The 23506-nt window shown below is 37.2% G+C and carries 20 protein-coding genes; 13 read left to right on the top strand and 7 right to left on the bottom strand.

Annotation, left to right across the window (positions count from 1 at the left end):
• The first annotated feature begins 19 nt into the window (after positions 1-19).
• The 6 genes from nifJ (at position 20) to H0486_RS09730 (ending at position 8440) form a co-directional block, all read left to right on the top strand.
• Positions 20-3586 (top strand): pyruvate:ferredoxin (flavodoxin) oxidoreductase, encoded by a 3567-nt coding sequence (gene nifJ, locus H0486_RS09755; RefSeq protein WP_228352825.1) that lies wholly within the window; start codon positions 20-22, stop codon positions 3584-3586.
• A 364-nt stretch (positions 3587-3950) separates the two neighbouring features.
• Positions 3951-4211, top strand: coding sequence for a DUF6514 family protein (locus tag H0486_RS09750; protein ID WP_228352824.1), 261 nt, complete (start codon positions 3951-3953; stop codon positions 4209-4211).
• A 302-nt stretch (positions 4212-4513) separates the two neighbouring features.
• Positions 4514-5998 carry a spore germination protein gene (locus H0486_RS09745; protein ID WP_228352823.1) on the top strand — a complete coding sequence of 495 codons (1485 nt, stop codon included), beginning with the start codon at positions 4514-4516 and terminating at the stop codon, positions 5996-5998.
• A 76-nt stretch (positions 5999-6074) separates the two neighbouring features.
• On the top strand, positions 6075-7118 hold the full coding sequence (locus H0486_RS09740) for a Ger(x)C family spore germination protein (RefSeq protein WP_228352822.1): 1044 nt from the start codon (positions 6075-6077) through the stop codon (positions 7116-7118).
• An 18-nt stretch (positions 7119-7136) separates the two neighbouring features.
• Positions 7137-7325, top strand: a complete 189-nt coding sequence (locus H0486_RS09735) for a hypothetical protein (RefSeq protein WP_228352821.1) — start codon at positions 7137-7139, stop codon at positions 7323-7325.
• A gap of 11 nt (positions 7326-7336) precedes the next feature.
• Positions 7337-8440: a GerAB/ArcD/ProY family transporter gene (locus H0486_RS09730; RefSeq protein ID WP_228352820.1), complete on the top strand. Its 1104-nt coding sequence runs from the start codon at positions 7337-7339 to the stop codon at positions 8438-8440.
• Positions 8441-8448: 8 nt separating this feature from the next.
• Here the strand turns inward: H0486_RS09730 and H0486_RS09725 are convergent, their stop codons facing one another.
• Positions 8449-9555, bottom strand: a complete 1107-nt coding sequence (locus H0486_RS09725; protein ID WP_228352819.1) for a M23 family metallopeptidase — start codon at positions 9553-9555, stop codon at positions 8449-8451.
• Between the two features lie 62 nt (positions 9556-9617).
• Entirely contained in the window at positions 9618-10328 is a 711-nt protein-coding gene (locus tag H0486_RS09720; protein WP_228352818.1) for a DUF421 domain-containing protein, read from the bottom strand.
• A gap of 262 nt (positions 10329-10590) precedes the next feature.
• Between H0486_RS09720 and H0486_RS09715 the strand changes: the two genes are divergently transcribed.
• From H0486_RS09715 to H0486_RS09695, 5 genes are all read left to right on the top strand, one after another.
• The gene (locus tag H0486_RS09715; protein ID WP_228352817.1) at positions 10591-11292 is read left to right on the top strand and encodes an ABC transporter ATP-binding protein; all 702 of its coding nucleotides are present in this window, start codon (positions 10591-10593) and stop codon (positions 11290-11292) included.
• 15 nt (positions 11293-11307) lie between these two features.
• Complete coding sequence (locus H0486_RS09710; RefSeq protein WP_228352816.1) at positions 11308-13986, top strand: ABC transporter permease; 2679 nt, start codon at positions 11308-11310, stop codon at positions 13984-13986.
• Positions 13987-14111: 125 nt separating this feature from the next.
• Positions 14112-14258: a hypothetical protein gene (locus tag H0486_RS09705; RefSeq protein WP_228352815.1), complete on the top strand. Its 147-nt coding sequence runs from the start codon at positions 14112-14114 to the stop codon at positions 14256-14258.
• A 371-nt stretch (positions 14259-14629) separates the two neighbouring features.
• Positions 14630-15391, top strand: coding sequence for an ABC transporter ATP-binding protein (locus tag H0486_RS09700; protein WP_228352814.1), 762 nt, complete (start codon positions 14630-14632; stop codon positions 15389-15391).
• Positions 15392-15409: 18 nt separating this feature from the next.
• Positions 15410-17746 carry an ABC transporter permease gene (locus H0486_RS09695; RefSeq protein WP_228352813.1) on the top strand — a complete coding sequence of 779 codons (2337 nt, stop codon included), beginning with the start codon at positions 15410-15412 and terminating at the stop codon, positions 17744-17746.
• A gap of 13 nt (positions 17747-17759) precedes the next feature.
• Here H0486_RS09695 and H0486_RS09690 read toward each other — a convergent pair whose 3' ends face one another.
• Positions 17760-18035 (bottom strand): GNAT family N-acetyltransferase, encoded by a 276-nt coding sequence (locus tag H0486_RS09690; RefSeq protein WP_228352812.1) that lies wholly within the window; start codon positions 18033-18035, stop codon positions 17760-17762.
• Positions 18036-18220: 185 nt separating this feature from the next.
• Positions 18221-18412 carry a ferredoxin gene (locus H0486_RS09685; protein WP_228352811.1) on the bottom strand — a complete coding sequence of 64 codons (192 nt, stop codon included), beginning with the start codon at positions 18410-18412 and terminating at the stop codon, positions 18221-18223.
• A 205-nt stretch (positions 18413-18617) separates the two neighbouring features.
• On the opposite strand from H0486_RS09685, the gene H0486_RS09680 reads away from it, so the two are divergent.
• The gene (locus H0486_RS09680; RefSeq protein WP_228352810.1) at positions 18618-19193 is read left to right on the top strand and encodes a flavin reductase family protein; all 576 of its coding nucleotides are present in this window, start codon (positions 18618-18620) and stop codon (positions 19191-19193) included.
• Here the strand turns inward: H0486_RS09680 and H0486_RS09675 are convergent.
• Positions 19190-20098, bottom strand: a complete 909-nt coding sequence (locus H0486_RS09675) for a metallophosphoesterase (RefSeq protein WP_228352809.1) — start codon at positions 20096-20098, stop codon at positions 19190-19192. The two genes, H0486_RS09680 and H0486_RS09675, sit on opposite strands and share 4 nt — an antisense overlap.
• A 19-nt stretch (positions 20099-20117) precedes the next feature.
• The gene (locus H0486_RS09670; RefSeq protein ID WP_228352808.1) at positions 20118-21134 is read right to left on the bottom strand and encodes a DUF4474 domain-containing protein; all 1017 of its coding nucleotides are present in this window, start codon (positions 21132-21134) and stop codon (positions 20118-20120) included.
• 208 nt (positions 21135-21342) lie between these two features.
• On the opposite strand from H0486_RS09670, the gene H0486_RS09665 reads away from it, so the two are divergent.
• The gene (locus H0486_RS09665; RefSeq protein WP_228352807.1) at positions 21343-22167 is read left to right on the top strand and encodes an Mrp/NBP35 family ATP-binding protein; all 825 of its coding nucleotides are present in this window, start codon (positions 21343-21345) and stop codon (positions 22165-22167) included.
• Positions 22168-22248: 81 nt separating this feature from the next.
• On the opposite strand, the gene H0486_RS09660 is transcribed toward H0486_RS09665, so the two are convergent.
• Positions 22249-23328: an FAD:protein FMN transferase gene (locus H0486_RS09660; RefSeq protein WP_228352806.1), complete on the bottom strand. Its 1080-nt coding sequence runs from the start codon at positions 23326-23328 to the stop codon at positions 22249-22251.
• Between the last annotated feature and the right edge of the window lie 178 nt (positions 23329-23506).

The following is a 23506-nucleotide window of genomic DNA, read 5'->3' as shown; positions in this document are numbered from 1 at the left end:
ATAAGTATTGGAGGAAAATATGTCTAAGATAATAATGACAGTGGATGGAAATACAGCAGCATCTTATGCAGCCTATGCTTTTACTGAAGTAGCTGCAATATATCCCATTACACCATCCTCAGGTATGGCAGAAGTAGTCGATGAATGGGCTGCTCATGGAAGAAAGAATATATTTGGACAGGAGGTGAATGTGGTAGAAATGCAATCGGAAGCCGGAGCGGCAGGAGCATTTCATGGTTCGTTACAGGCAGGAGCATTAACTACGACATTTACAGCATCCCAAGGATTATTGCTAATGATACCCAATATGTATAAAGCAGCAGGGGAGTTATTACCGGGAGTAATTCATGTGAGTGCCAGAGCTATTGCCACTCATGCTCTGAGTATTTTCGGTGATCATCAGGATGTAATGGCAACAAGACAGACAGGCTGTGCAATGCTGGCATCAGGATCCGTACAGGAGGTAGTGGACCTTGCTCCCATCGCTCATCTATCAGCGATTAAAGGAAGATTACCATTTGTTCATTTCTTTGATGGCTTTCGTACCTCCCATGAGGTCCAAAAAATAGAAGCACTGGAATATCGCGATTATGCGGATATGGTGGACATGGAGGCAATTAAAAGCTTTCGAGAACGTGCACTTTCACCTAATCACCCATCGATTCGTGGTACGGCGCAAAATTCCGATATTTACTTTCAGGGTAGAGAGGTTTCGAATCCCTTTTATGAGAATATCATTCCAATTGTGGAAGAATACATGGCAAAAATGACGGAGTATACCGGTAGAGAGTATCATTTGTTTGATTACTATGGTCCGGAGGATGCGGAATATGTCATTGTGGCTATGGGTTCCGTAACTCAGACAATAGAACAAACCATAGACTATTTTAATAAGCAGGGCGAAAAATATGGCTTAGTAAAGGTAAGATTATATCGACCATTTTCTGTAGAGCATTTTCTGAACTGTTTACCTAAGACGGTAAAGAAAATAGCTGTTTTAGACCGCACGAAGGAGCCAGGAGCTATAGGAGAGCCTCTATATCTTGATGTATGTGCATGCTTCCGAGGTAATGCCAATGCACCGGAAATCTATGGAGGAAGATATGGACTAGCTTCGAAGGACACCAATGCGACTCATATTAAAGCCGTGTATAAAAATCTGAAAGAAGAAAAGCCCAAGAACTGGTTTACCATTGGAATTGACGATGATGTGACAAAGACCTCATTAGCTCCTGTAAAGGAAATCCAGGTAGAACCGGAGGGCATGATTTCCTGCCAGATATGGGGATTGGGATCCGATGGTACTGTTGGAGCAAACAAGGAAGCAATTAAGATTATCGGTGATAATTCAGATCTAAATGTACAGGCATATTTTGATTATGATTCAAAAAAATCCGGTGGTATCACCATATCGAACCTTCGATTTGGAAAAGAACCAATCAAGTCAACCTACCTGGTATCCCATGCGGATTATGTGGCATGCCATAACCAATCCTATGTGAACAAATATGATTTATTACAAAGCATAAAACCAGGCGGGGTGTTTGTACTGAATACACAATGGACGGAAGAAGAGCTGGATGAAAATCTGCCAAATATCATGAAAAAGCAATTAGCTGAAAAGAATGTCCAATTCTATACCATTAATGCAATTGGCATTGCAGAGGAGATTGGACTTGGAAATCGTATTAATATGATAATGCAGGGTGCTTTCTTCAAGCTAACAAACGTCTTGCCAGAGGATATATACGTAAAAGAGCTTAAGGCTCGTATCAAAAAGTTGTATGGTAAAAAAGGCGAAAAAGTTGTTAAAATGAATGAGGAAGCCGTTGATCAGGGTATAAAATCGGTGAAGAAGGTATCGATCCCCAAGGAGTGGGGAAGCTTAGATTCGGAAAAACAATCCGGTGTGGAAGAACCGGATTTTATCAGAAAGATTATGCGACCTATGTCAGAGCTGAAGGGTGGAGATTTACCTGTCAGTGCATTTGTGGGGCGTGAGGATGGTACCTTCCCCAGCGGTACTACTGCATATGAGAAACGTGGTATTGCAGTGAATGTTCCAGAGTGGATTGAAGAACGCTGTATCCAATGTAATCAATGCTCCTTTGTATGCCCACATGCTGTTATCCGCCCATTCTTATTGGATGATGAGGAACTTAGTAAGGCACCGGATACCTTTGTGGTGAAAAAAGCAAGTGGTAAGAATTTGGAAGGATATCATTATAAAATACAGATCAGTCCCATGGACTGTACTGGCTGTGGCAACTGTGCAGATGTCTGCCCTGCGAAAGGAAAAGCATTAATTATGCAACCAATTGGGACTCAGATACCAATGCAAATTGAAAACTGGAAGTTTGCAGTTGAAAATGTCAGCTTCAAAGAGAATGTTGCATATGGTCCTGCCTATAAGGACAGTCAATTTAAAGCACCACTGATTGAATTTTCAGGTGCATGCGCTGGCTGTGGGGAGACTCCGTATGTGAAGCTTCTAACTCAGTTATTTGGAGAGCGAATGATGATTGCTAACGCTACAGGGTGTTCCTCAATCTGGGCAGCATCTGCACCTAGTACAGCGTATACCATCAATCGGGAAGGAAAAGGTCCATCCTGGGCAAATTCATTATTTGAAGATAATGCGGAATTTGGTTTCGGTATGTATCTGGCAGTAAAGCAAATTCGTAATAAGCTGGAAGATAATATGCGTAAACTGAATACCATGAATATCGAAGAGAAGATTAAGGAAGCCTTTCATGATTGGATTCATTACAAGCAGGATGGTAAGGCTTCGGAGGAAGCAAGTAAAAAAGTGCTTGATGTGTTGGAGAATTTTGTTTCTACAGATGTAGAGATAACACAATTAGTACAGGAAATTAAGGATAACCGGGATTACCTGACTAAAAGGTCTGTATGGCTCATAGGTGGAGATGGCTGGGCATATGATATTGGATATGGAGGTCTTGATCATGTTATGGCTTCCGGTGAGGATATCAATGTTCTGGTGTTTGATACAGAGGTATATTCCAATACAGGAGGTCAATCCTCCAAATCTACTCCTACGGGAGCAATTGCTAAATTTGCAGCTTCCGGTAAAAAGCAAGGAAAGAAAGACTTAGGAAGAATGATGATGACTTATGGGAATGTATATGTGGCCCAAGTAGGCATCAATGCAGATAATACACAATTAATAAGGGCTTTTCGAGAAGCAGAAGAGCATCATGGACCTTCTATCATAATTGCCTATGCACCTTGTATTAATCATGGTATAAAGGAAGGTATGGGAAGAAGCATGGCTACCATTAAGAAGGCCGTTCAGTCAGGATATTGGCATCTTTACCGATATAATCCTGGTTTAAAGATTGAGGGTAAGAATCCATTTATACTGGACTCAAAAGAACCTACAGAAAGCTTCCGTGAGTTTATTCTGGGACAGGTTCGTTACAGTGCACTTGAGAAGTCATTCCCGGAACAGGCAGAAGAGCTGTTCCGCCAGAGCGAGCGGTTAGCAAAAGAACGTTACGAAATATACAAGCAAATGGCGGGAGCCGATCCAATCAATATCAATGTTGACTGGGAGACGGTATAGATTACCTTTGCTGTAATATCTCAAATCAGGAGTTACTCTCATAACGATATTATGTAAACGAAGTAAATATATTACAATGGGGCCTGTTGAATTCTTTCGGCAGGCCTTTTTTTAATGTGTTTATTTTCTTTTTTGCCATATGAAGAGTAAGATAATGACTGGATCATCCTAGTAACTTTGGAAGCTTTCTATAGTAGTACCGGATATAGCCAGGAGTTGTTCCATCAAATACCACGGATACTAGTAATTACATAGCAGAATCCATATATTGATACTCGTAACAATTCAGTTATATGGTATAATACAATTGTCAAACGATATTTATGTGGTCGGTTCCAAATACGAAAAGGCGGGGTGAAGTTACATGATAGAACAATCGCTAAAGTACAAATCGATAAAAGTGAAAGTTGATAATTTACAAGTAGTTTATAATCTTATATTTAAAAACACCCTCTATAGCATAGAGTGCTATAAAGAAGACTATGATATGGATAATAATGTGAATTATTGTCTGATAGAGGATATTACTGATGATGAAGGTGAAGCTGAGACATTTTTACGTATGATGGCAAAGGGAAAAGTTTATCCTGTACATATTTCAGCTATGGCTGAAGATTACTTTTAAGAAGAAGAACATAATATACTTATGACATAATCCTGACTATTAGCCCCAAATCGTCAGGGATGGAATGAGATGTTTGATTAAGAGATATACATAAGATTATGACTACATAAAGAATATGACTTAGAAAAGGCTGTCTAATGAGACGGCCTTTTTTAATTGATATTCTTTATGTGGATTAGGGTGTCAAAAGTCTCATTTATGCATTTTGATCAATTATTGTGTAAATATAGATTTTTATGAATAAAGAAGGTTATTTTCACAGAAAATATAGGAAGCGGTTGAATTGAGAAAGAGGGAAATCTATGGAACAGATTATTAATTCAAAACAGATAAAAGAGCTTTTCTCTAAAAGTGGAGATGTATTGATTCGTCCGATAAAGCTTAATCAGAATAGTATTACACTCCATCTTTTCTGTGTAGATGGATTAATTAATTCGCAATTAGTAGATGAGGCAATCCTTACAGAGCTTATATCAGATGATAATTTAAAGGATCTCAGTACAGAACGACAGGTAATGGACTATCTCTTAAGCGGTGGATCCTATCATGTATTTACAAAGGAGGAAGGGGATTATCAATTATTATTAAAATATGTTCTTAGCGGAATGGTCGCATTCATTTTTGATGGGGAGCAAAAAGCAATTGTATACGACATTCGTATGTTTGATAAGCGCTCCATATCAGAGCCGAATGAGGAAATGGTACTAAAAGGAGCTAAAGATGCCTTTATTGAAGTTATGAGAGTTAATACGGCTTTAATTCGTCGAAGAATTCGCTCAGAATATCTGGTTGTTGAAAGTCTTAGTGTAGGCAGGGTGTCTAAAACGGATATGTCGTTAGTTTACATGAGTAATATAGCAAATATGGACACCGTAAATAAGATAAGAGATATAATCAAAAAAATTGATATTGATAATATCTCAACACCTGCATTTATTGAGGAATATTTGATTGAAAACAAAAAGAGTCTATTTCCTCAGATTATGTATTCACAGCGTCCGGACAGAATATCGGCCAATCTTTCTGATGGAAGAATTGCATTAGTTGTAGATGGCATTCCATTTGTATATTTATTGCCATGCCAGCTTGTGATGCTGATGCAGTCACCGGAGGATTATGCAAACCACTTTATTGTAGGATCATCTTTGCGTATGATCCGATATATAGCGATGATTATCACTCTGTTTCTACCTGCATTTTATATTGCTGCAACAACCTATCAAAATCAGATGCTACCGGTACAATTAGCCCTATCGACACAGGCAGCTAAGCAAAATGTACCGTTTTCTTCGGCTACAGAGGTGCTGGGGCTTTTGATCGCATTTGAAATACTGATTGAAGCTGGTTTAAGACTGCCTAAGACGGTAGGAACCGCTATGTCAATTCTGGGCGGTCTGGTTGTGGGACAGTCCGCTGTAACAGCGAATATATTATCCCCCTTGGTTGTTGTCATAGTGTCACTTGCTGGTATCGCAGGATTTATTATGCCGAACCAGGACTTAAGCAGTGGGATTCGGGTTATACGCTTTACCTTCTCACTGTTAGCTGCTTTAGCAGGCTTTTTTGGCTTGGCCATAGGATTGATTCTTCTATTTACTCATCTATGCAGTCTTGATAACTATGGAGTTGCTTATTTATCTCCTTTTGTAGACATCGATGAAAGTAATCATAAGGATACATTATTTCGATACCCCATTCGATATTTTACGAAGAGACCACAGAAGATTGCATCAGAGAACCGTATAAAACAAAATGACAGGGAGAAGATAGCAAAATATGAAAATTAAGAGTCGTTTCATAAAAATAATATTCCTGTTTTTAATACTTTTTAATATAACTCTTCTTTACGGTTGCACGCATGATATGAGCAGAAGAGAAATTGATGAAATAAATCTAGCACTGGTTATTTGTATCGATCATTTCGAAGGAGAATATGTGGTGAATGCTCTGTATAGTACAGGTGGAGGTGCAGACCCTGAAAAGGGTGCCGGTTCTGGAGAGGAAGAGCTGGCTGAGGGGAAAGGTGCAACTCCCTATGAGGCTTTAGAGGATCTAAAGGATAAGAATAAGAAAGCAATCTCCATTGCCCAGGCTGGATCCTTTCTCATAGGACAGGAAGCAGCAGAAATGGGACTTGATCGATGCTTGGACTTTTTATCCAGGGATGAAACAATTAAAATGGAAGCTTTAATTTATATTATAAAGGATAGAAAGGCTTCTGATTTCGTAAAACAGGGAATTGAAAATGATCAAATCATACATGAGGATTTGGAAGCAATCGAGCAAAAGCAGCAGGAAATACTCACCAGAAATGACAACACCATGGTTAATATACTAAATGATATGAAACAGAGCTTATCCAGTACATTAATCCCATATCTTATCGCGGAAGAGTCCGGTTATGTTATCGAGGGCTATGCTGTATTTGATGAATTAAAGCTTAGTGATTATCTTGACCGTGAAACCTCGGATGGTGTTAATTTTATCAAAAACATCATGCGTAGTTATCCGATCTATTTACAGGATCAGGCAAGTTTAATGGTTTCCTATACGAAAACAAAGCTAAAGGCCGAATTGAGGAATAAAAAGGTAGTTGTAACCATCAAAATGGACTTTGAAACAATGATGAAGGAAGTTCTCACAAAGGGAAATATATTTATTCCTGAAGTATTGGAGAGGCTTACGGACCAGCAGAATCAATACATTTTGTCAATAATTGAGAAACCGGTGAACTATTCCATCAATACAGGAAGAGATATCCTTGGTCTGGCCAGAGTCATCGAAAATCAGAATTATAATGAATGGGAAAGCATAGAGGGAGATTGGTCGGAACGGATTGCAAAGATAGAATACCGTTATCAATTGAAATCGAAAATATCAAAATCATTCATATTGGGAACATATTAAAGAAGAAGAGGGATTCAGATGATTTATGTATTTTCATTTACATTAATATATACCTTTATAAAGCAGAAGAAAAAGCTGTTACACGATAAGAAAAGTATGGTTTTATATTTATTTCTTTCTTTGATAGGGATTGCCATGGGCATCATCTACATTGTAAATCCGTATCTACCAAGCTTATCATATCTAATGGATAAGTATATGAAGTGAGGTAACCAAATATGAATAGAGAAGTATCATTACGACAGATTACCTTTATGTTCCTATTTATATCAGTGTCTACCATCCTAAGACAAGTACCAACTGCACTTGCCCAAGAGGCAGGCAGAAGTGGATATCTCAGCCCATTATGGTCTATATTTGCTACGATTCCGCTTACTGCCATTATTATTTTACTTATTCGTTCCTTTCCAGGACTGAATTTGTATGAAATTATGGTTCAGTTATTTGGTAAGTTCATTTCGAAAATACTGGTTTTGGCATATTTATTATGGATTTTACTTGCTCTTACAGCGAAAGTATCCATCTACAGTATGACCATGCAATTTACCTTGATGCCGAAGACTAGTTCTGAGTTTTTTATGGTCATTCTTTTTATCATAGTATTTTATGCGTTATTACATGGAATGAAGACGATTTTTCGTTTCTCAGAGCTTACATTGGGAACTGTTCTTATATTATTTGCTATATTATTCTTGTGTGCGTTTACCAGAATACGCTCGGATTATTTGTACCCGGTGTCAACGATACATTTACCAGAGACGATTGTTGCATCCCGTAATGTTATTACTGTTGGAGGAAATATCATTATTGCACTCTTTTTTGCAGATAAGTTTGGAATTCGTATTACTTCACAACATATAAGAAAGCTATGGTTTGGGATTCTTACCTTTACAATCCTCTCCTTTGTCATAACCTTTTTTACATTTGGTATCTCAGGAACCAGTTTAACGGCAGATTTGCCTTTTCCATTCTATATCACAGTAAAAAGCATCTCCTTTTTTAATATTTTTGAACGGTTTGAGGTTCTTGTTACCTTGATATGTATACTTTCTGATTTTATTGCTATTTGTATTTTTACTGTATTATTTTTACGGTGCTTTGAATGGCTTTTTCATATTCAGGAAGACTGTTATTTTCTTTATGCTCCTTTGTCAATGATTGTATTTTATTTAACCTATTATATTAGCAGTACCCAGTTTGAATTCCGGTTTTTATATCAGAATTTGATTGTAAATCTCAACCTTGTGTTCCAGTATGTTATACCATTATTTATGGCATTTATTTGCCTAATACGAAGAAAGAAGATAGTGAAACAGAATTAAGCAGCCTATTATTCATAGATATGAATCTCAAATTCCGCATCATTATATTTGTAAATACTGTGATTGATATAATGCTCTGCAATTGGATCGATGTATTGATAAACTCTGTGGTATTCCTTAGTTTCCGGATCTTTCACAGTTTCACAACGGTTACGGCTCAAGAAAAGAATTAAATCATAGCAGTCAATCCAGATTTCATTCATTCCTTCCTTTTGTGACTCATCGAAGATTAATTGCAAACCAAAATGAAGATGGGGTGTTTGAATATTATTCGCATTTTCTGAGCTACTATAGCCGGTTCTTCCAAGATACCCAATGACATCACCTGCCTGAACAATACTACCTACCTGTAAAGATTTATTATAAGGAAAGTTCTTTCTAAGATGGGCATAGTAGTAATAACGTTTTTTATCAAAGGAACGAATGCCAATACGCCATCCACCATATTGATTCCAACCAAGGGCCTCAACAATACCGGATTCTACCGAAATGATAGGCGTCCCGACCTGACCCATCATATCATGTCCTAAATGCTTTCTTTTAAATCCATAGCTTCTGGACACTCCGAAATCATCAAAATGACTAAAGGGATAATATTTTGCGATTGGGAGGAACACTTTAAGACCATACTTTTCTTCCCATCGCTTTCCTCCGGGAACCGTATCATCCGGGACTTCAATTTTATATTTTCCTACCATACCTCCTAATACAGCATTATAAGCTTCATAATAATAATCATAGTATTTCATATTCTCTGTTATGGACTCAATGGTTTCTTCCTTTGATTTTAATTTATCTACCAGCTCTTTCAGATGCTTATCCTTATATCTTGAAAAGTCTCCACCATATTTATTACCGAGGCAGGCAAGTAGTTCAATCCAGTTTAGTTTTACCTCCTCGGTTTGGGACTCGACGTCAGCTTTATAAGCTTGCTCTAAAGCTTTGCAGGTAACATCAAAGTTCACCCATTTAATATATTCCTTTTCCTTATCGTACATTGATGCAAAGGCAGCGGCCTCCTTATCAATATTCTGTTTGATAATGGCAGATGCCAGGATACATAAAACGATTAGCTCGCAGAGAATAATATGTTTTGCTTTGAAATGTCCGACCATTTTTAGACATCCTTGTATACTAAAACTTGTAATATTTTATGTTTTCAGCTTGATATCTATTCCTATTCAAAAATGTCACGAATCATTTTCCTATGGAATTTTATATAAATATTCAAGGAATCAGTGGTAAAATCATAGGATGCAAGAATAACCTCCTCGATGTTTTTAATGCCATGCTTCTTAAGCTGTTGATAGACCCATGTCTCATTTTTATTAATGATATTTAAAACCTTTGGGAGAATCTTGCCATCAATGATAATATTCGCTAAGGGTAATGATTGCTCTGGTTCCATATGCATATCCTTAGGATTCACTGGACGACTGATTGCTTTAGGCAGGATACTAAGCATACCATTTGATTCCAAGTAAATTGTATGAATCTCCTCTAAATCAAAATATCCGCTTAACCGACAAGAGGATAACAGTTCATCAATATCCAGCTTCGCCTTCAGAAGGTTCTTTTCATATATCTGTCCATCCTGGTATAAAAGCAGAGCAGGACCTTCAAAAAAACGTCTTAGATAGATTGATTTGCAGGTTAGGTAGGATATAATATAGGTTAAGATACTGAATACAGCCATAGCAACTAGAGGTTCAAGAAAACTATCGGAGGATAAGATCGACATTTCTCCGGCAATGGAACCAATTGTAACACTGCTTACATAATCATACATGCTAAGCTGTGACATTTGGCGATTACCCAAGATTTTTGTAAATAAAAACAAAGCAATTAATGTTCCGAAGGATGAAATTGCAATTTTTAATAAGTTCATGTTATACCTCATTTCTATACTGCGATTTCTATATGATCAATGTATCTACGCTTATTTAATAGGATTTACAGTTTCGTTAAAATTATTTCTTGGAAGTAATGTAAAATAGGAATGGATGGGATGAGACCGATCAAAATGTAAGAAATATTTTATAATATCTTTATATTTCTTTACTTGTATAACGATAATAAGAATTATAAAATAGGGAGGACATTCCAACTAGTTTACTAATTATTCTTGGGATATCGATGGAGGATGTTTGATGGATTTTATTAAAATGGAAAAGGTCAGAAAAACGTATCGGATGGGAGAAATTGAGATTCATGCTCTGGATGGAGTGGAATTTTCAATAGAAGAAGGAGAATTTGTCGTAATAGTCGGTCCCAGTGGAGCAGGAAAAACCACCGTATTAAATATACTTGGAGGAATGGATACGGCTTCAGAAGGTATCGTTCAAATTGCCGGAATTAATATTACAGATTATAACGAGAAGCAGCTTACGAAATATCGTAGAGATGATATAGGTTTTGTGTTTCAATTCTATAATTTAGTACAGAATCTTACAGCAAAGGAGAATGTGGAGCTGGCATCTCAGATCTGCAAAAATCCTTTGGACGCGGAAATGGTATTGAAGGAGGTTGGATTGGGTGACAGAATGGATAATTTCCCCGCTCAACTATCCGGAGGAGAACAGCAAAGAGTGGCAATTGCCAGAGCTTTAGCGAAAAATCCAAAGCTGCTACTATGCGATGAGCCAACCGGGGCTCTTGACTATCAAACAGGTAAGCAAATTCTGAAGCTTCTTCAGGATACCTGCAGAGAACGAAATATGACAGTAATCGTTATCACACATAACTCAGCCTTAACCCCTATGGCAGATCGGATCATTAAAGTAAAGAATGGTAGAGTATCTCAGGTCATGAAAAATGAGCATCCGGTTTCGGTGGATACCATTGAATGGTAGACAATGGAGGGAGCAATGAAAAAAGCAATACGTAAAGACTTTTTTATGGAGATTAAAACAAGCTTTAACCGTTTCCTTTCTATATTACTAATAGTTGCTTTAGGGGTAGCATTTTTTGCGGGTATCCGGGCTACAAATCCGGATATGAGGCTAACAGCAGATCATTATTTTGATGAAAGTAATCTGATGGATATCCGTGTCTTAGGCACTCTAGGTCTAACAGATAAAGATGTAGCAGAAATTTCAAAAATTGATGGGGTAGATGAGGTTGAAGCAGCATATTCTACACATGTAGTTTGTGATGCGGATGGGAATGAATTAGTTCTGGAAGCAATGAGTGCAACCAGTAAATTGAATTTGATCAATGTAAGTGAGGGCAGAATGCCACAGTCTGAAAATGAGGTACTGGTGGATGAGTTCTTTATCACTACTACTGGATATCAGCTAGGAGATCATATTCATCTTGAATCAGGTACAAATCAACCGTTATCTGATCGAATCAAAGGGGATGATTTTACCATTGTAGGAATAGGATCCACCTCTTATTATCTGTCCTTTCAACGGGGAAGCTCTGATATTGGGGATGGGGAGGTTAATAGCTTTATCGTACTTCAGCCTGAACTGTTTCAAATGGAGGCTTATTCCGCTGTCTATGTATCTGTAGCAGAAGCGAAGGATATGACTGCTTATTCACAGGAATATGATGATTGTGTTGATTCAGTTGTTAATAACATAAAGAAAATAGCTGACAAGCAAAATCAGATACGTTATGAAGAATTGTATAACCCGGCTTATGATAAAATTCAACAAGCGAAGCAGGAGCTTAACTCCGAGAGAGAAAAAGCAGAGGAGCAATTAAAACAAAGTAAGCTCATGCTTGAGAATTCCGGATTAAGTGAGTTGGAGCTGGAAGCTTCCTTAGAGAAGTTAGCTGCCGAATCAGACAAGGTACAGGAGAAATTTGAAGAAGCGGAAAAGCAAATTCAGGAATCAGAGGCAGAACTAGCAAAGCTGAAAATGCCAAAGTGGTATGTGCTTGATCGTGGAAGTATTGAGGCCTATGTAGAATTTGAACAGAATGCAGAACGGATTGGTGCAATTGGTAAGGTATTTCCGGTTATTTTCTACTTGGTGGCAGCGCTAATCAGTCTTACTACAATGACAAGAATGGTAGAAGAAGAAAGAATTGAGATAGGTACGTTAAAGGCATTGGGATATTCAAAGCTGACGATCGCATCAAAATATATACTTTATGCATTCATAGCTACCTTAGTAGGAAGCTTGGCAGGGGCTGCCCTTGGATTGAAGGTGTTGCCGATGATTATTATCAATGCATATAAAATGATGTATCCCAATATTCCAGAGGTGATAACTCCATTCAATTGGTATTATACCGTACTAGCAACGGTGTTTTCCGTTTTATGTGTTGGTTTAGCTACCTTTTTCGCCTGCTATAAAGAATTACTTGCAAAGCCTGCACAACTTATGAGACCGGAGCCTCCGAAAAATGGGAAACGAGTATTTATGGAACGTATCACATTTCTTTGGAGAAGGCTTTCCTTTACGTGGAAGGCTACCGTCCGAAATCTTATGCGTTATAAAAAACGTTTTTTTATGACGGTTTTTGGTATCGGCGGATGCATGGCACTCCTTTTAGTAGGTTTTGGCTTAAAGGATTCGATTTTCGTAATATATACCAGACAATTTGATGAAATTATGTTATATGATGCTTCAGTCTCAATAGATCAGGAAGCAACAACTGAGGATAAAGCTAAATTACAGACTGAATTGGATGAAATAGAGGATGTTAGCTCCATCCCAGTAAAGACCAATGTAATCGATATTACCTTTGGGGAAGAGACAAAGGAAGTAACCATGTATGTTCCTATGGAGACTTCTTATCTTAAAGATTTTATTGTTTTACGGAAAAGAACGAATCATGAAAAAATAACCTTAACGGATGATGGAGTGATTCTTACGGAGCAAATCTCAAAGAAATTAGGGATCGATGCTGGTGATGAGATTATCATACATGAGGGAGATAAAGAAGCGTCAGTAACGGTATCTGCAATTACAGAGAATTATATGACTCATTACTTATATATGACACCGGAGCTTTATAAAGAGCTGTTTCAGGAAGAGTCGGAATATAACTCCTTTTTACTATCAATGTCAGAACTGAGTGAGAAGGATCAGATGAGTATCGGAAATCGACTTTTACAGTTGAACGCAACCACAGGAATTGATTATATTAGTAATTTTAAGAATCTTCTTGAAAATGTCCTGGTAAGCTTGAATATTGTGATTTGGGTTTTGATCATTGCAGCCGGAGCTTTGGCCTTCATCGTATTATATAATTTGAATAATATAAATATAAATGAACGTAGAAGAGAGCTGGCAACCATTAAAGTACTGGGCTTTTATAATCCGGAAACAGCTGCTTATATTTACCGTGAGAATATAATACTCACCATAATCGGGAGTATTGTAGGCGTATTTATGGGGATTTTTCTACATCGCTATGTCATTACCACAGTGGAGATTGATCTGGTCATGTTCGGAAGGAATATTGATTTTAGCAGTTATATCTATAGTATCCTTTTGACCTTTTTCTTTTCTGCTTTCGTTAATTTTGTAATGTATTACAAATTGAAAAAAATAAATATGGTTGAATCTTTGAAGAGTATTGAATAAGATATTGGGATGAATTGTAACTATAAAGTGTAAACCTCCACCAATTATTCTGGAAAAATATAAACGTATGTGATATCATAAAATAAATATTTACAACAGAGGCAAGTGCTGGAATGGAGGTTTACATGCATTATTACTGTCTGGTAGTGGATGATGAAAAAGCGTTAGCGGAAGCAACAGCAGAATATTTCAATATATTTGATGTAAAAACCCATTATGTACTAACCGGAGGAGACTGTATCTCCTTTTTAAGTAATGGGAGGAGAGATTGATTGTTATAATGATCATGGTTTTATTGTTAAGATCAGTCTTACTTTAGCCGGTAATAACGATTTAAGATTTAGTTAAGAATTGTGTTAGAAACAACTAAAGACCTTGTAAGATTTATAGTGGTAATATCAAGCTGTGAGTAACCTCACAGCTATTTTTAATTCATAGGAAATTGCGTCCTATGAATTAAAAAATGCGCTACTGGATACGCACTCGCGCGTAATATATATGTTCGCTTAGGCTAACCGCGCTCGGTGCGAGAGTCTGGCAAGCCAGACTCTTTGTTATCGTATAAGGTTATGGTATCAAAAATCTGATTAAAACTGTGAAATGAATATCGCATAATATACTGGTATTATTAGGAGGATGAAAATTGGAAAATATTATTCTTAGAACGAAACAGCTTAGTAAATCCTTTTCTTCAGGGGGAAAACAGCAGCATGTACTGAAGAACCTCAATATTGAAATCTATGATGGTGATTTTACAATCATCATGGGTGCCTCTGGTTCAGGAAAAACAACATTGCTATATGCTTTATCCGGTATGGATAAACCAACTCTGGGTGAAATCTATTTTGGTGATGAAAATATAACTGGATACGGTCAGGATAAGCTGGCTTTATTTCGCAGAAAGAATTGTGGCTTTGTATTTCAGCAAAATTACTTATTAGATTCCATGAGTGTATTAGACAACTGCCTATCGGCTGGTCTATTGATAAATAAGGATCGAAAATCGATAGTTCGATATACAAAGGAACTTCTAGCAAAAGTTGGATTAACAGAGGTGGATTGGAATAAGTTCCCGACTCAGTTGTCCGGTGGGGAAGCACAGAGGTGTGCAGTCATTCGTGGAATAGTGAATCAACCTAAGATCCTTTTTGCGGATGAACCAACAGGTGCTCTGAATTCTGTATCCGGCAATAGTGTCATGAATCTGCTTACTGAGCTAAATCAAAAGAAACAAAGTATTATCATGGTTACACACGATATAAAATCGGCGAGAAGGGGAAACCGAATTCTATATTTACGTGACGGAGCAATCTGTGGCGAATGTAATTTGGGTAAATATGATGGAACAAAAAATACTGAGAGAAATGAAAAACTGGATAGCTTCTTAAAAGAGATGGGTTGGTAGCTTTCAGAAAGGAGTAATATGGGATTAATTTTAATGCATTGTTATACAAGTATCAAAAAGAATAAAAGTTCAATGATATCCTTGTTTATTATTTTACTATTATCAGCCTTATTCTTAAATCTCGGTTTAGTAACTTATAGTAATTTCGGTAATTTTTATGATGAGAGAGCAAATGCTTTGAATTCTGCCGATTATGTGGTTTGCATCCCGGAAGATCATTATATTCAGGATATGGAAGATAGAATGTGGGATTATGATGGTGTAATCGGTGTGACCATAGAAGAGGCATTGTACATACCAATGGCATCCTTTGATTTCCTGAATAGTGAATATTCCTGTATAGTGATATTAAAAAATGCGGATAAGAATAAAAGCTATTCACAATTTTCAACAATAGGAGAGGTTGATATAAAGGGAGATACCGACATTCTTGTACCGTATATATTAAAATCCGGAGGTGGGTATAAATTAGGAGACACCATTAAGATACGATTTAATAAAGAGGAATATTCGTTTCGGATTGCTGGCTTTACGGAGGATATTATCTATGGAAGTACGAATATAGGAGCAATGGGATTTCAACTGCCACAAGCATCCTACGATCGCTTCCAAAAGCAATATCAGAGCAAATGTAAGGTGATATCTGCAAAACTGGAAAATAGGGAGGATTCGGTTAAATTACAAAATGCTTATCTTGAAAACGATTTTATGAATGAGTTAAATGGTATCTGGGATGCAGATTATACCACAGTGAAACAGGTTCGTACCATGACCTCCAATATTGGATCTATTATTATCGTATCATTTGCACTTATCATTGTATTAATCGGAGCAATCATCATTAATTTTCGGCTAAAGAATAATATAGAGGATGGAATGGCTAATGTCGGAGTACTTAAGGCCATTGGATATACGAACAGTCAGGTTGCGCTCCTTCTTCAGCTGCAGTATTTATTAATCACACTCCTTGCCTGCGTTATAGGTATTGCCATATCTTATATTGGTACAAAACCATTATCAGCAATGTTTGCGGCTCAGACAGGAGTAGTATGGGTACAGAGTTTTGATCTGAGTACCTCAGTTATTACCTTAGGAGGGCTATTGCTTCTTGTCTTTGCGATAACGTTCCTTTCTACAAAAAAGCTGCGTAATCTCCATCCGGTTGTAATGCTCAGGAGAGGACTTCGAAATCATAGCTTTAAGAAAAATCATATTCCGCTGGAACATAGTCGTATTGGACTTTCACCTTCCTTAGCACTTAAACTGATGTATGAGAATACCAGACAAAATATCATGGTATTTTTGATTACCATAGCAACCTGTCTCATGATGATATTTGCTGTCGTAATGTTTTATAACATTTCCTATCATCAGGAGTCATTTATCAGTTTAATGGGTATGGAGCCAATTTCCATCGAACTGAAGGTAACTGACTCCTCTAATATTGAGAATTTCTTGAAAGAAATTAATGACATGCCTAAGGTTCGTAAAGCTTATATGAATGATTCGGATTATATGGTTACCATAAATGGAGTAAGTGGGATGACCAAGATAACAAAGGATTACTCCCTGTATGACAATGATATGATATTTAAAGGCAGAGCCCCAGAATATAAAAATGAAATTGCAATGAACGGTTTACTGGCAAGCAATCTTGGTAAGGGAATCGGAGACATGATTTCAGTTAAGCTGGGAAATACAGAGGCAGATTATATAATTACCGGCTTAACACAGAGTGCTAATTATATGGGAAGAGATGTAATTATGACTACGGAGGCTTACCGAATGATTAAGCCGGAGTATCAGGAAAAGCAGATGACGATTTATCTATATGATCAGACTCAGACAAAAGCGATGATATCTCTACTGGAAGATAAGTATCAGAATCAGATTGAAGAAGTTTATGACTATAATGAGTCAATCCAGGCAGCACTAGGTGCTTACATGAACATTTGTAACAGTATCGCAATCATAATGATCATAATTGCCATCATAATTATTTCGCTTATTCTTCATTTAATTATAAAAGCAATGATTATTCGCAGAAAGAAAGAATATGGGGTTCAAAAGGCAATCGGTTATACAAGCCGACAGCTGATGCAGCAAATATTAATCAGCATCTTATCCGTTATATTACTTGGTGTATTTACTGGATGTATTATAGGAAAACTGTTCCTTAATAATTTTATATCCATCATTTTCCGTACCATAGGCATTATGAAAGCAACGTTTATTATACCAGTTCCATGGCTTATCGGAATATGCCTGTTGATGTGTGTTGTTTCTTATTTTATAACATTACTTGCCGCTGTACGGATAAAGAAAATCTCAGTATATGAACTGGTTTCTGAGTAGTATCGTTTAACATTTATTTCTCTAGGACATCCCTGCATTCCGGATGTTCTTCAAACCATTTAACTGCATAGCTACAGGAAAGCCTGGCTTTCAAATTATTCTCCCGCAGATGGGATACGGCTTCTTCCATCAGTTTTCCTGCAACACCCTGACCACGTAGGGAAGAGTCAACAAAGGTATGATCGATATTTACAACAGTATCGCTAACCTTTGGAAACGTTACAACTGCAACCATATGATTGTTCTGGTCAGTGGAATATATTTTATTTGATTCATGAATAAAAAGCATAATATTATCTCCTTTTAATTAAATATTTTTTATACAACTATATACTTTATCAATAATATTATTTCTTTATCAATATTTCAACAGAAAGATTTAAGTATGATAAACGGGCTGGGCACAAATGAGATATGAGATATGATTGGGGTGTTCTATCCATATCAGTTTGTGCAACAGCCCGATATCATTGATTATTCAAATAAATCAATGACACTAACGGGACAGCCGTCCCTTGCCTCTTCAGCCCGCTCCAGACAATTTTCAGGTATGTCACCTTCAATTGCCTGTGATACTTCGTTCTCATTGTAGCTAAAAACCTCAGGGCATACATCAATGCATAATCCGCAACTGATGCAGCCATCTTGGTCAACGGATGCTTTCATATGCGTTTCTCCTTTCTAAATCATATACAAGCCCTATATAGTATATCAGAAAATCAATGATTTATACCAAGGTTTCCCTTTTGTAAAAACATATTCAAATAATGCCCGTCCCTAAATGATATACTGTGTTCCATCGTTGACACGATAGCTGAAAATGGATAGAATGGAGAACAAAGCAACTGGATGATTAAGGAGATTAAGAACTATGGAAAAAGAGTTTTGGAAGCCGGGAAATATGCTCTATCCTATTCCAGCAGTTATGGTCAGCTGTGGCAGGGTGGATGAAAAGCCGAATATCATAACCATCGCATGGGCAGGAACTGTATGCAGCAGCCCTCCGATGGTATCGATATCTGTAAGAAAAGAACGCTACTCCTATGATCTTATAAAAGACAGTAAGGAGTTTGTTATCAATTTAGTGACAAAGGATTTAGTGAAGAAAGCAGATTATTGCGGCGTAATATCAGGAAGAACCGTTGATAAATTTAAGGAAATGAAACTCACTCCGGTAAGGGGAAGAATCGTAGGAGCACCACTAATAGGAGAATGTCCGGTTGGTTTGGAATGTATGGTTAAAGAAATTATACCGCTAGGTACCCATGATATGTTTCTGGCAGAGGTGGTAAGTGTTGCGGTTGATAAGAAATTAATGGATGAAGACGGTCGCTTTCATTTAAATAAAGCGGGATTGATAGTTTATTCCCATGGAGAATATTATGGACTTGGTGAATTACTGGGTAAATTCGGGTATTCAGTAAAAAAGAAGAAAAGAGCTCGCTAGCTCTTTTCTTCTAATGCATGAAAATAGTCTTCAAGCCGGATGGGAGATTCAAGAACCTCCCGTCCAACAAATAGTGTTCGATCCGGTCTTGTCATGGTAGCCCATTTTACCAGGGATATGGTTCCATTTCGTATTTCAAGAGCAGTAATGCATCTGGGATGTACACAGCTTCCATCATTGAAGTAAGGAGCTTCTCCAACCTTCGGAAAGACTGGTCGATGAGTGTGTCCACATATTAATATTATTTTATGGGTGTTTGCCCAATTGCTTAAGTTTCTTTCAATCATATTCTTTTTTTGATTATTCTTTGCTGCACTAGTAGGATCTTTAATTCCTATCAATTCCAGGGGCCGCCAAAGGTACCGCACAAGAAAACGGGATAATCTCCAGAGTGTATCATTGAGAACATCTCCCTGATGACCATGTGTTAAAAATATCAGATCATTTGTACTACGATATTTCAGAATAATTCCCTCAGTAATATCGATACCTGGAAATAATGGAATATTAGAGTTGACGTTTTCACAATAATAGGAATTACATTTGGTCTTAATATAATGATGGTCTTTCTTAATGATATCATGGTTCCCATACAACATATAGAAACGATTATCTTGATAGAATAAGGACATTAGCCAAAATGCATCACTATGAGCGCTTATGATGTCATCAATCGTCCGATTTTCCCATAATTCATCTCCATCACCAAGTTCTATATAGGTATATCCGTTTTCGTAATAATGATAGAGTGCTGCAAAGAACAGATTCTGGTTATTTGAAAAATTGTCGCCCCAGCTTCCATTTCCCCGATGACAGTCGCTCATAATAACGATTCTGGAGTTTTCATCAAAAGGTATTACTTTTGAATTGGAAAAGACCCTAGATAAGCGCTTAGATGCTGACATTGTCCTCACTTCCTTTCGACTAATCCTTCCTTAACCAACCTCTGATTTTTTCAAAGGCGTCATAAACAGCCTTTGGTTTACCTACTCCAAGAATTTGATTGTACATATTCGGGGATTCGTTTCTCACGATTTCCAGCTTGTCGAGAGTATCTACATATGCTTCTGTGAGGTATTGATAAGCGTTGCAAAAGGCTTCATTATTTCTTTGCATGATAAAATCAGTAAAGGTAGTACGTGTTGATGGCTGTTTCGAATGAGGCTTATCAAAGTGAACCATAACTCTGGTATCTCGAACAGCAAATTCATCTTCCTCATAACCCATCTTTTCCAATGCTTCCACAAAGGCATTAACCATCCGTTTATCATACAAATCTAACACAATATCCATGGTTAGTTCGGAGGGCTTTGAAAACTCTCCCAACTTAAATCCGGTAAGCCACCAATGATATCCGCTTCTGGTGAAAAGGAGATTTCCATTCTTTCTTAAGGCGAAGGACATATGAATGCAATCCTCGTCTTTTACACAATAGTAGAAGGTGTCGTTAAATATTCCAGGAATATTTATATCAGAACCTGTTGTGTAATAAATACCTACTTCTCCTCCAGTATTCATACCATATTGGCCCTTCCAGAATTCTATCAGCCATTTTCGTCCATCGTAATTGAATTTAATAGGTTCTGAATCTATGATCATGCTAAGTGGAGCACATGCTTCGTCATATAATCGGCAATAGCCTACTTCTCGTTGCCAAGGATACATAATGGAGTAAAATATATCTTGATACGGTTCATAGGCAAAACCAAAAGGCTTTAGTTCCTGATTTAATTCTTCAACACGTTCCGGGATACTTCCGATTACATCGGTTACCGGACGGATTACTTCATGTTTTTTTTGTTTCTTTTTCTTGATTCGGAAAAAGTTCACGACTAACAGAAGCAGGAATATACCTACAATCGTGATTAATACAACATTCTCAGAGAGAAAACCAAGCAGTGCAGCCGCCATTATGAACGTGTTTATATAATAGAGAATCACAATATAGTCAGCTCCTTTCATTATGTTATATATCATCATATTCTTGATGTGATGCGGTTGTTCTAGGCGAGTGGATGTGGACAAAATAATATTTGACTTATGTTCATAACTTGATTTACAATGGAGCAAGAAGTTATCTGGCATACTTAAGCCAATGAAATAGAGTTATTTCGATTGTAGGAATAACAGAAATGAAAGGAAGAATGACATGAGCGATTGTAATCATAATTGTGAAAGCTGCAGCTCTAGCTGCGGAGACAGAAAAGAAAAGAATGATTTTACTGTTCAACCCCATGAGCTAAGTAATATTAAGAAGGTCATTGGAGTAGTCAGTGGAAAGGGTGGAGTGGGAAAATCCCTTGTGACATCACTACTGGCTGTATCCATGAATCGCAGGGGATATCATACAGCAATTCTGGATGCGGATATTACGGGACCCTCTATTCCGAAGGCGTTTGGTTTACATGAAAAGGCGAAAGGAAATGAAATGGGACTTTTTCCTGTAAAGAGTAAGACGGGAATTGATGTGATGTCTATAAATCTTTTATTGGGAAATGAAACCGATCCGGTTGTGTGGAGAGGACCTATTATTGCTGGAACCGTAAAACAATTCTGGTCCGATGTTATCTGGTCCGATGTAGATTATATGTTTGTAGATATGCCTCCGGGTACAGGAGATGTACCCTTAACTGTATTCCAATCCATACCTTTGGATGGAATTATTATAGTAACCTCACCGCAGGAGCTTGTCTCCATGATTGTCGGGAAAGCAGTAAAAATGGCCAGTATGATGAATGTACCAATCCTTGGATTGATTGAGAATATGTCTTATTTTGTTTGTCCGGATTGCAATACTCAATATCCGATTTTTGGAGAAAGTCATGTAGAAGAGGTGGCAGGCAGATATGGAATTAATGCCTTTGCCAAACTTCCGATTAATCCTAAGCTTGCTGCTGCTTGCGATAAGGGTATGATAGAATTATTTGAAGGTGACTGGCTGGATGCTTTGGCGGATATCCTGGAAAATAATTAGTATCTTGATTGCTTAGGTTCGTCTTCGCCATCTTAGTATATTTACTAATATTCATTGAATTGTATTTATACTATTGGTACCTTAATCATGTAATAGAATCGTATCAAGAAAGCCTTCTGAATAGTATGTTTCATAATCCTTTGTGATAAATATTGCATACGTATCCGGGAGGCTTTTAATTAATTCCAGTCCTTTTTCAAGACCAAGAGCAAAGCAGAGAGTACTTAAACCGTCGCCATCAACGGATGCATTCGATATAATTGTTATGGAGATCAGTTCATTCCTGTACGGATAGCCGGTTTTGGGATTTATAATATGATGATAGGTTATTCCATCCAGAACAAAGAAACGTTCATATATTCCGGAGGTAACAACAGAACGGTCACGGATATCCATAACTGCCAGGGTTTCATTACGGTCAGCAAATGGTTTCTGGATGCCGATGTGAAATGGGGTACCATCGGGTTTTTCTCCCAAACATACGATATTACCTCCCAGATTGATCATAGCACTATGAACGTCCATGGATATTAAGTATTCCTTAACACGGTCAGCAATATAACCTTTTGCTATAGCACCTAGATCAAGTTGAGTTCCTTTCTTTGCATAAGTAAGAAGGTTTCCTTCCAGTTTTATATTTCTGTAATTTACATAGGTCAGAGCATTTTGAAGCGTTATTGGATCAGGTAATTGGGTAATTCCTGAGGTGAAATTCCAGAGAGAGGTAATGGGAGCAATGGATATATCAAATGCTCCTTGTCCTAATTCACTATAATACAAACCATATTCTATCAGATCAGCCAATTGATCCGATATGGAATAGGTTAAGCCGGTATGTGGAGCGATGCCCTGATTCACGGCGTATAATTCACTACTTTCCATAGTTCGTGAATAAATCGCCTCGTATTTTCTGATGATATCAAAGCATTCCTCCAATATGTCCTCATCCTGTTTATCATACAGATTAATGGTTACTACTGTGTTTAGAAGAAGTTCCGTTTTTGTGATATAATCATTAGTTTTAATCTTATGCATTATCTCTTCATGAGAGCTACAGCCAGTTACTACTGTAAGAATGGTGATACAGATTAAGAATAATCGTATATTGGGGACTTTGATAAGGAAGTTTGTGGTAAATGATTTACGATTAAGATTATTCATACTCGTTCCTCTTTCAATTACTGTTTCTGATATTTACAAGATACCATTATTTTAATGTGGTACAGTTAAATATAGTATGGAGATAAATTGAAAAAGCTAAACATGGAAGGATATATTTACCTGTCTTTATATACTACAATGCTGTGAAGCTTGCTTGACAATTAATCGGGTTGATATT

Origin of the sequence: Variimorphobacter saccharofermentans, from assembly GCF_014174405.1 — a bacterium.
Taxonomy (GTDB): Bacteria; Bacillota; Clostridia; order Lachnospirales; family Lachnospiraceae; genus Mobilitalea; species Mobilitalea saccharofermentans.
This window is presented reverse-complemented; position numbering and strand designations above follow the sequence as displayed.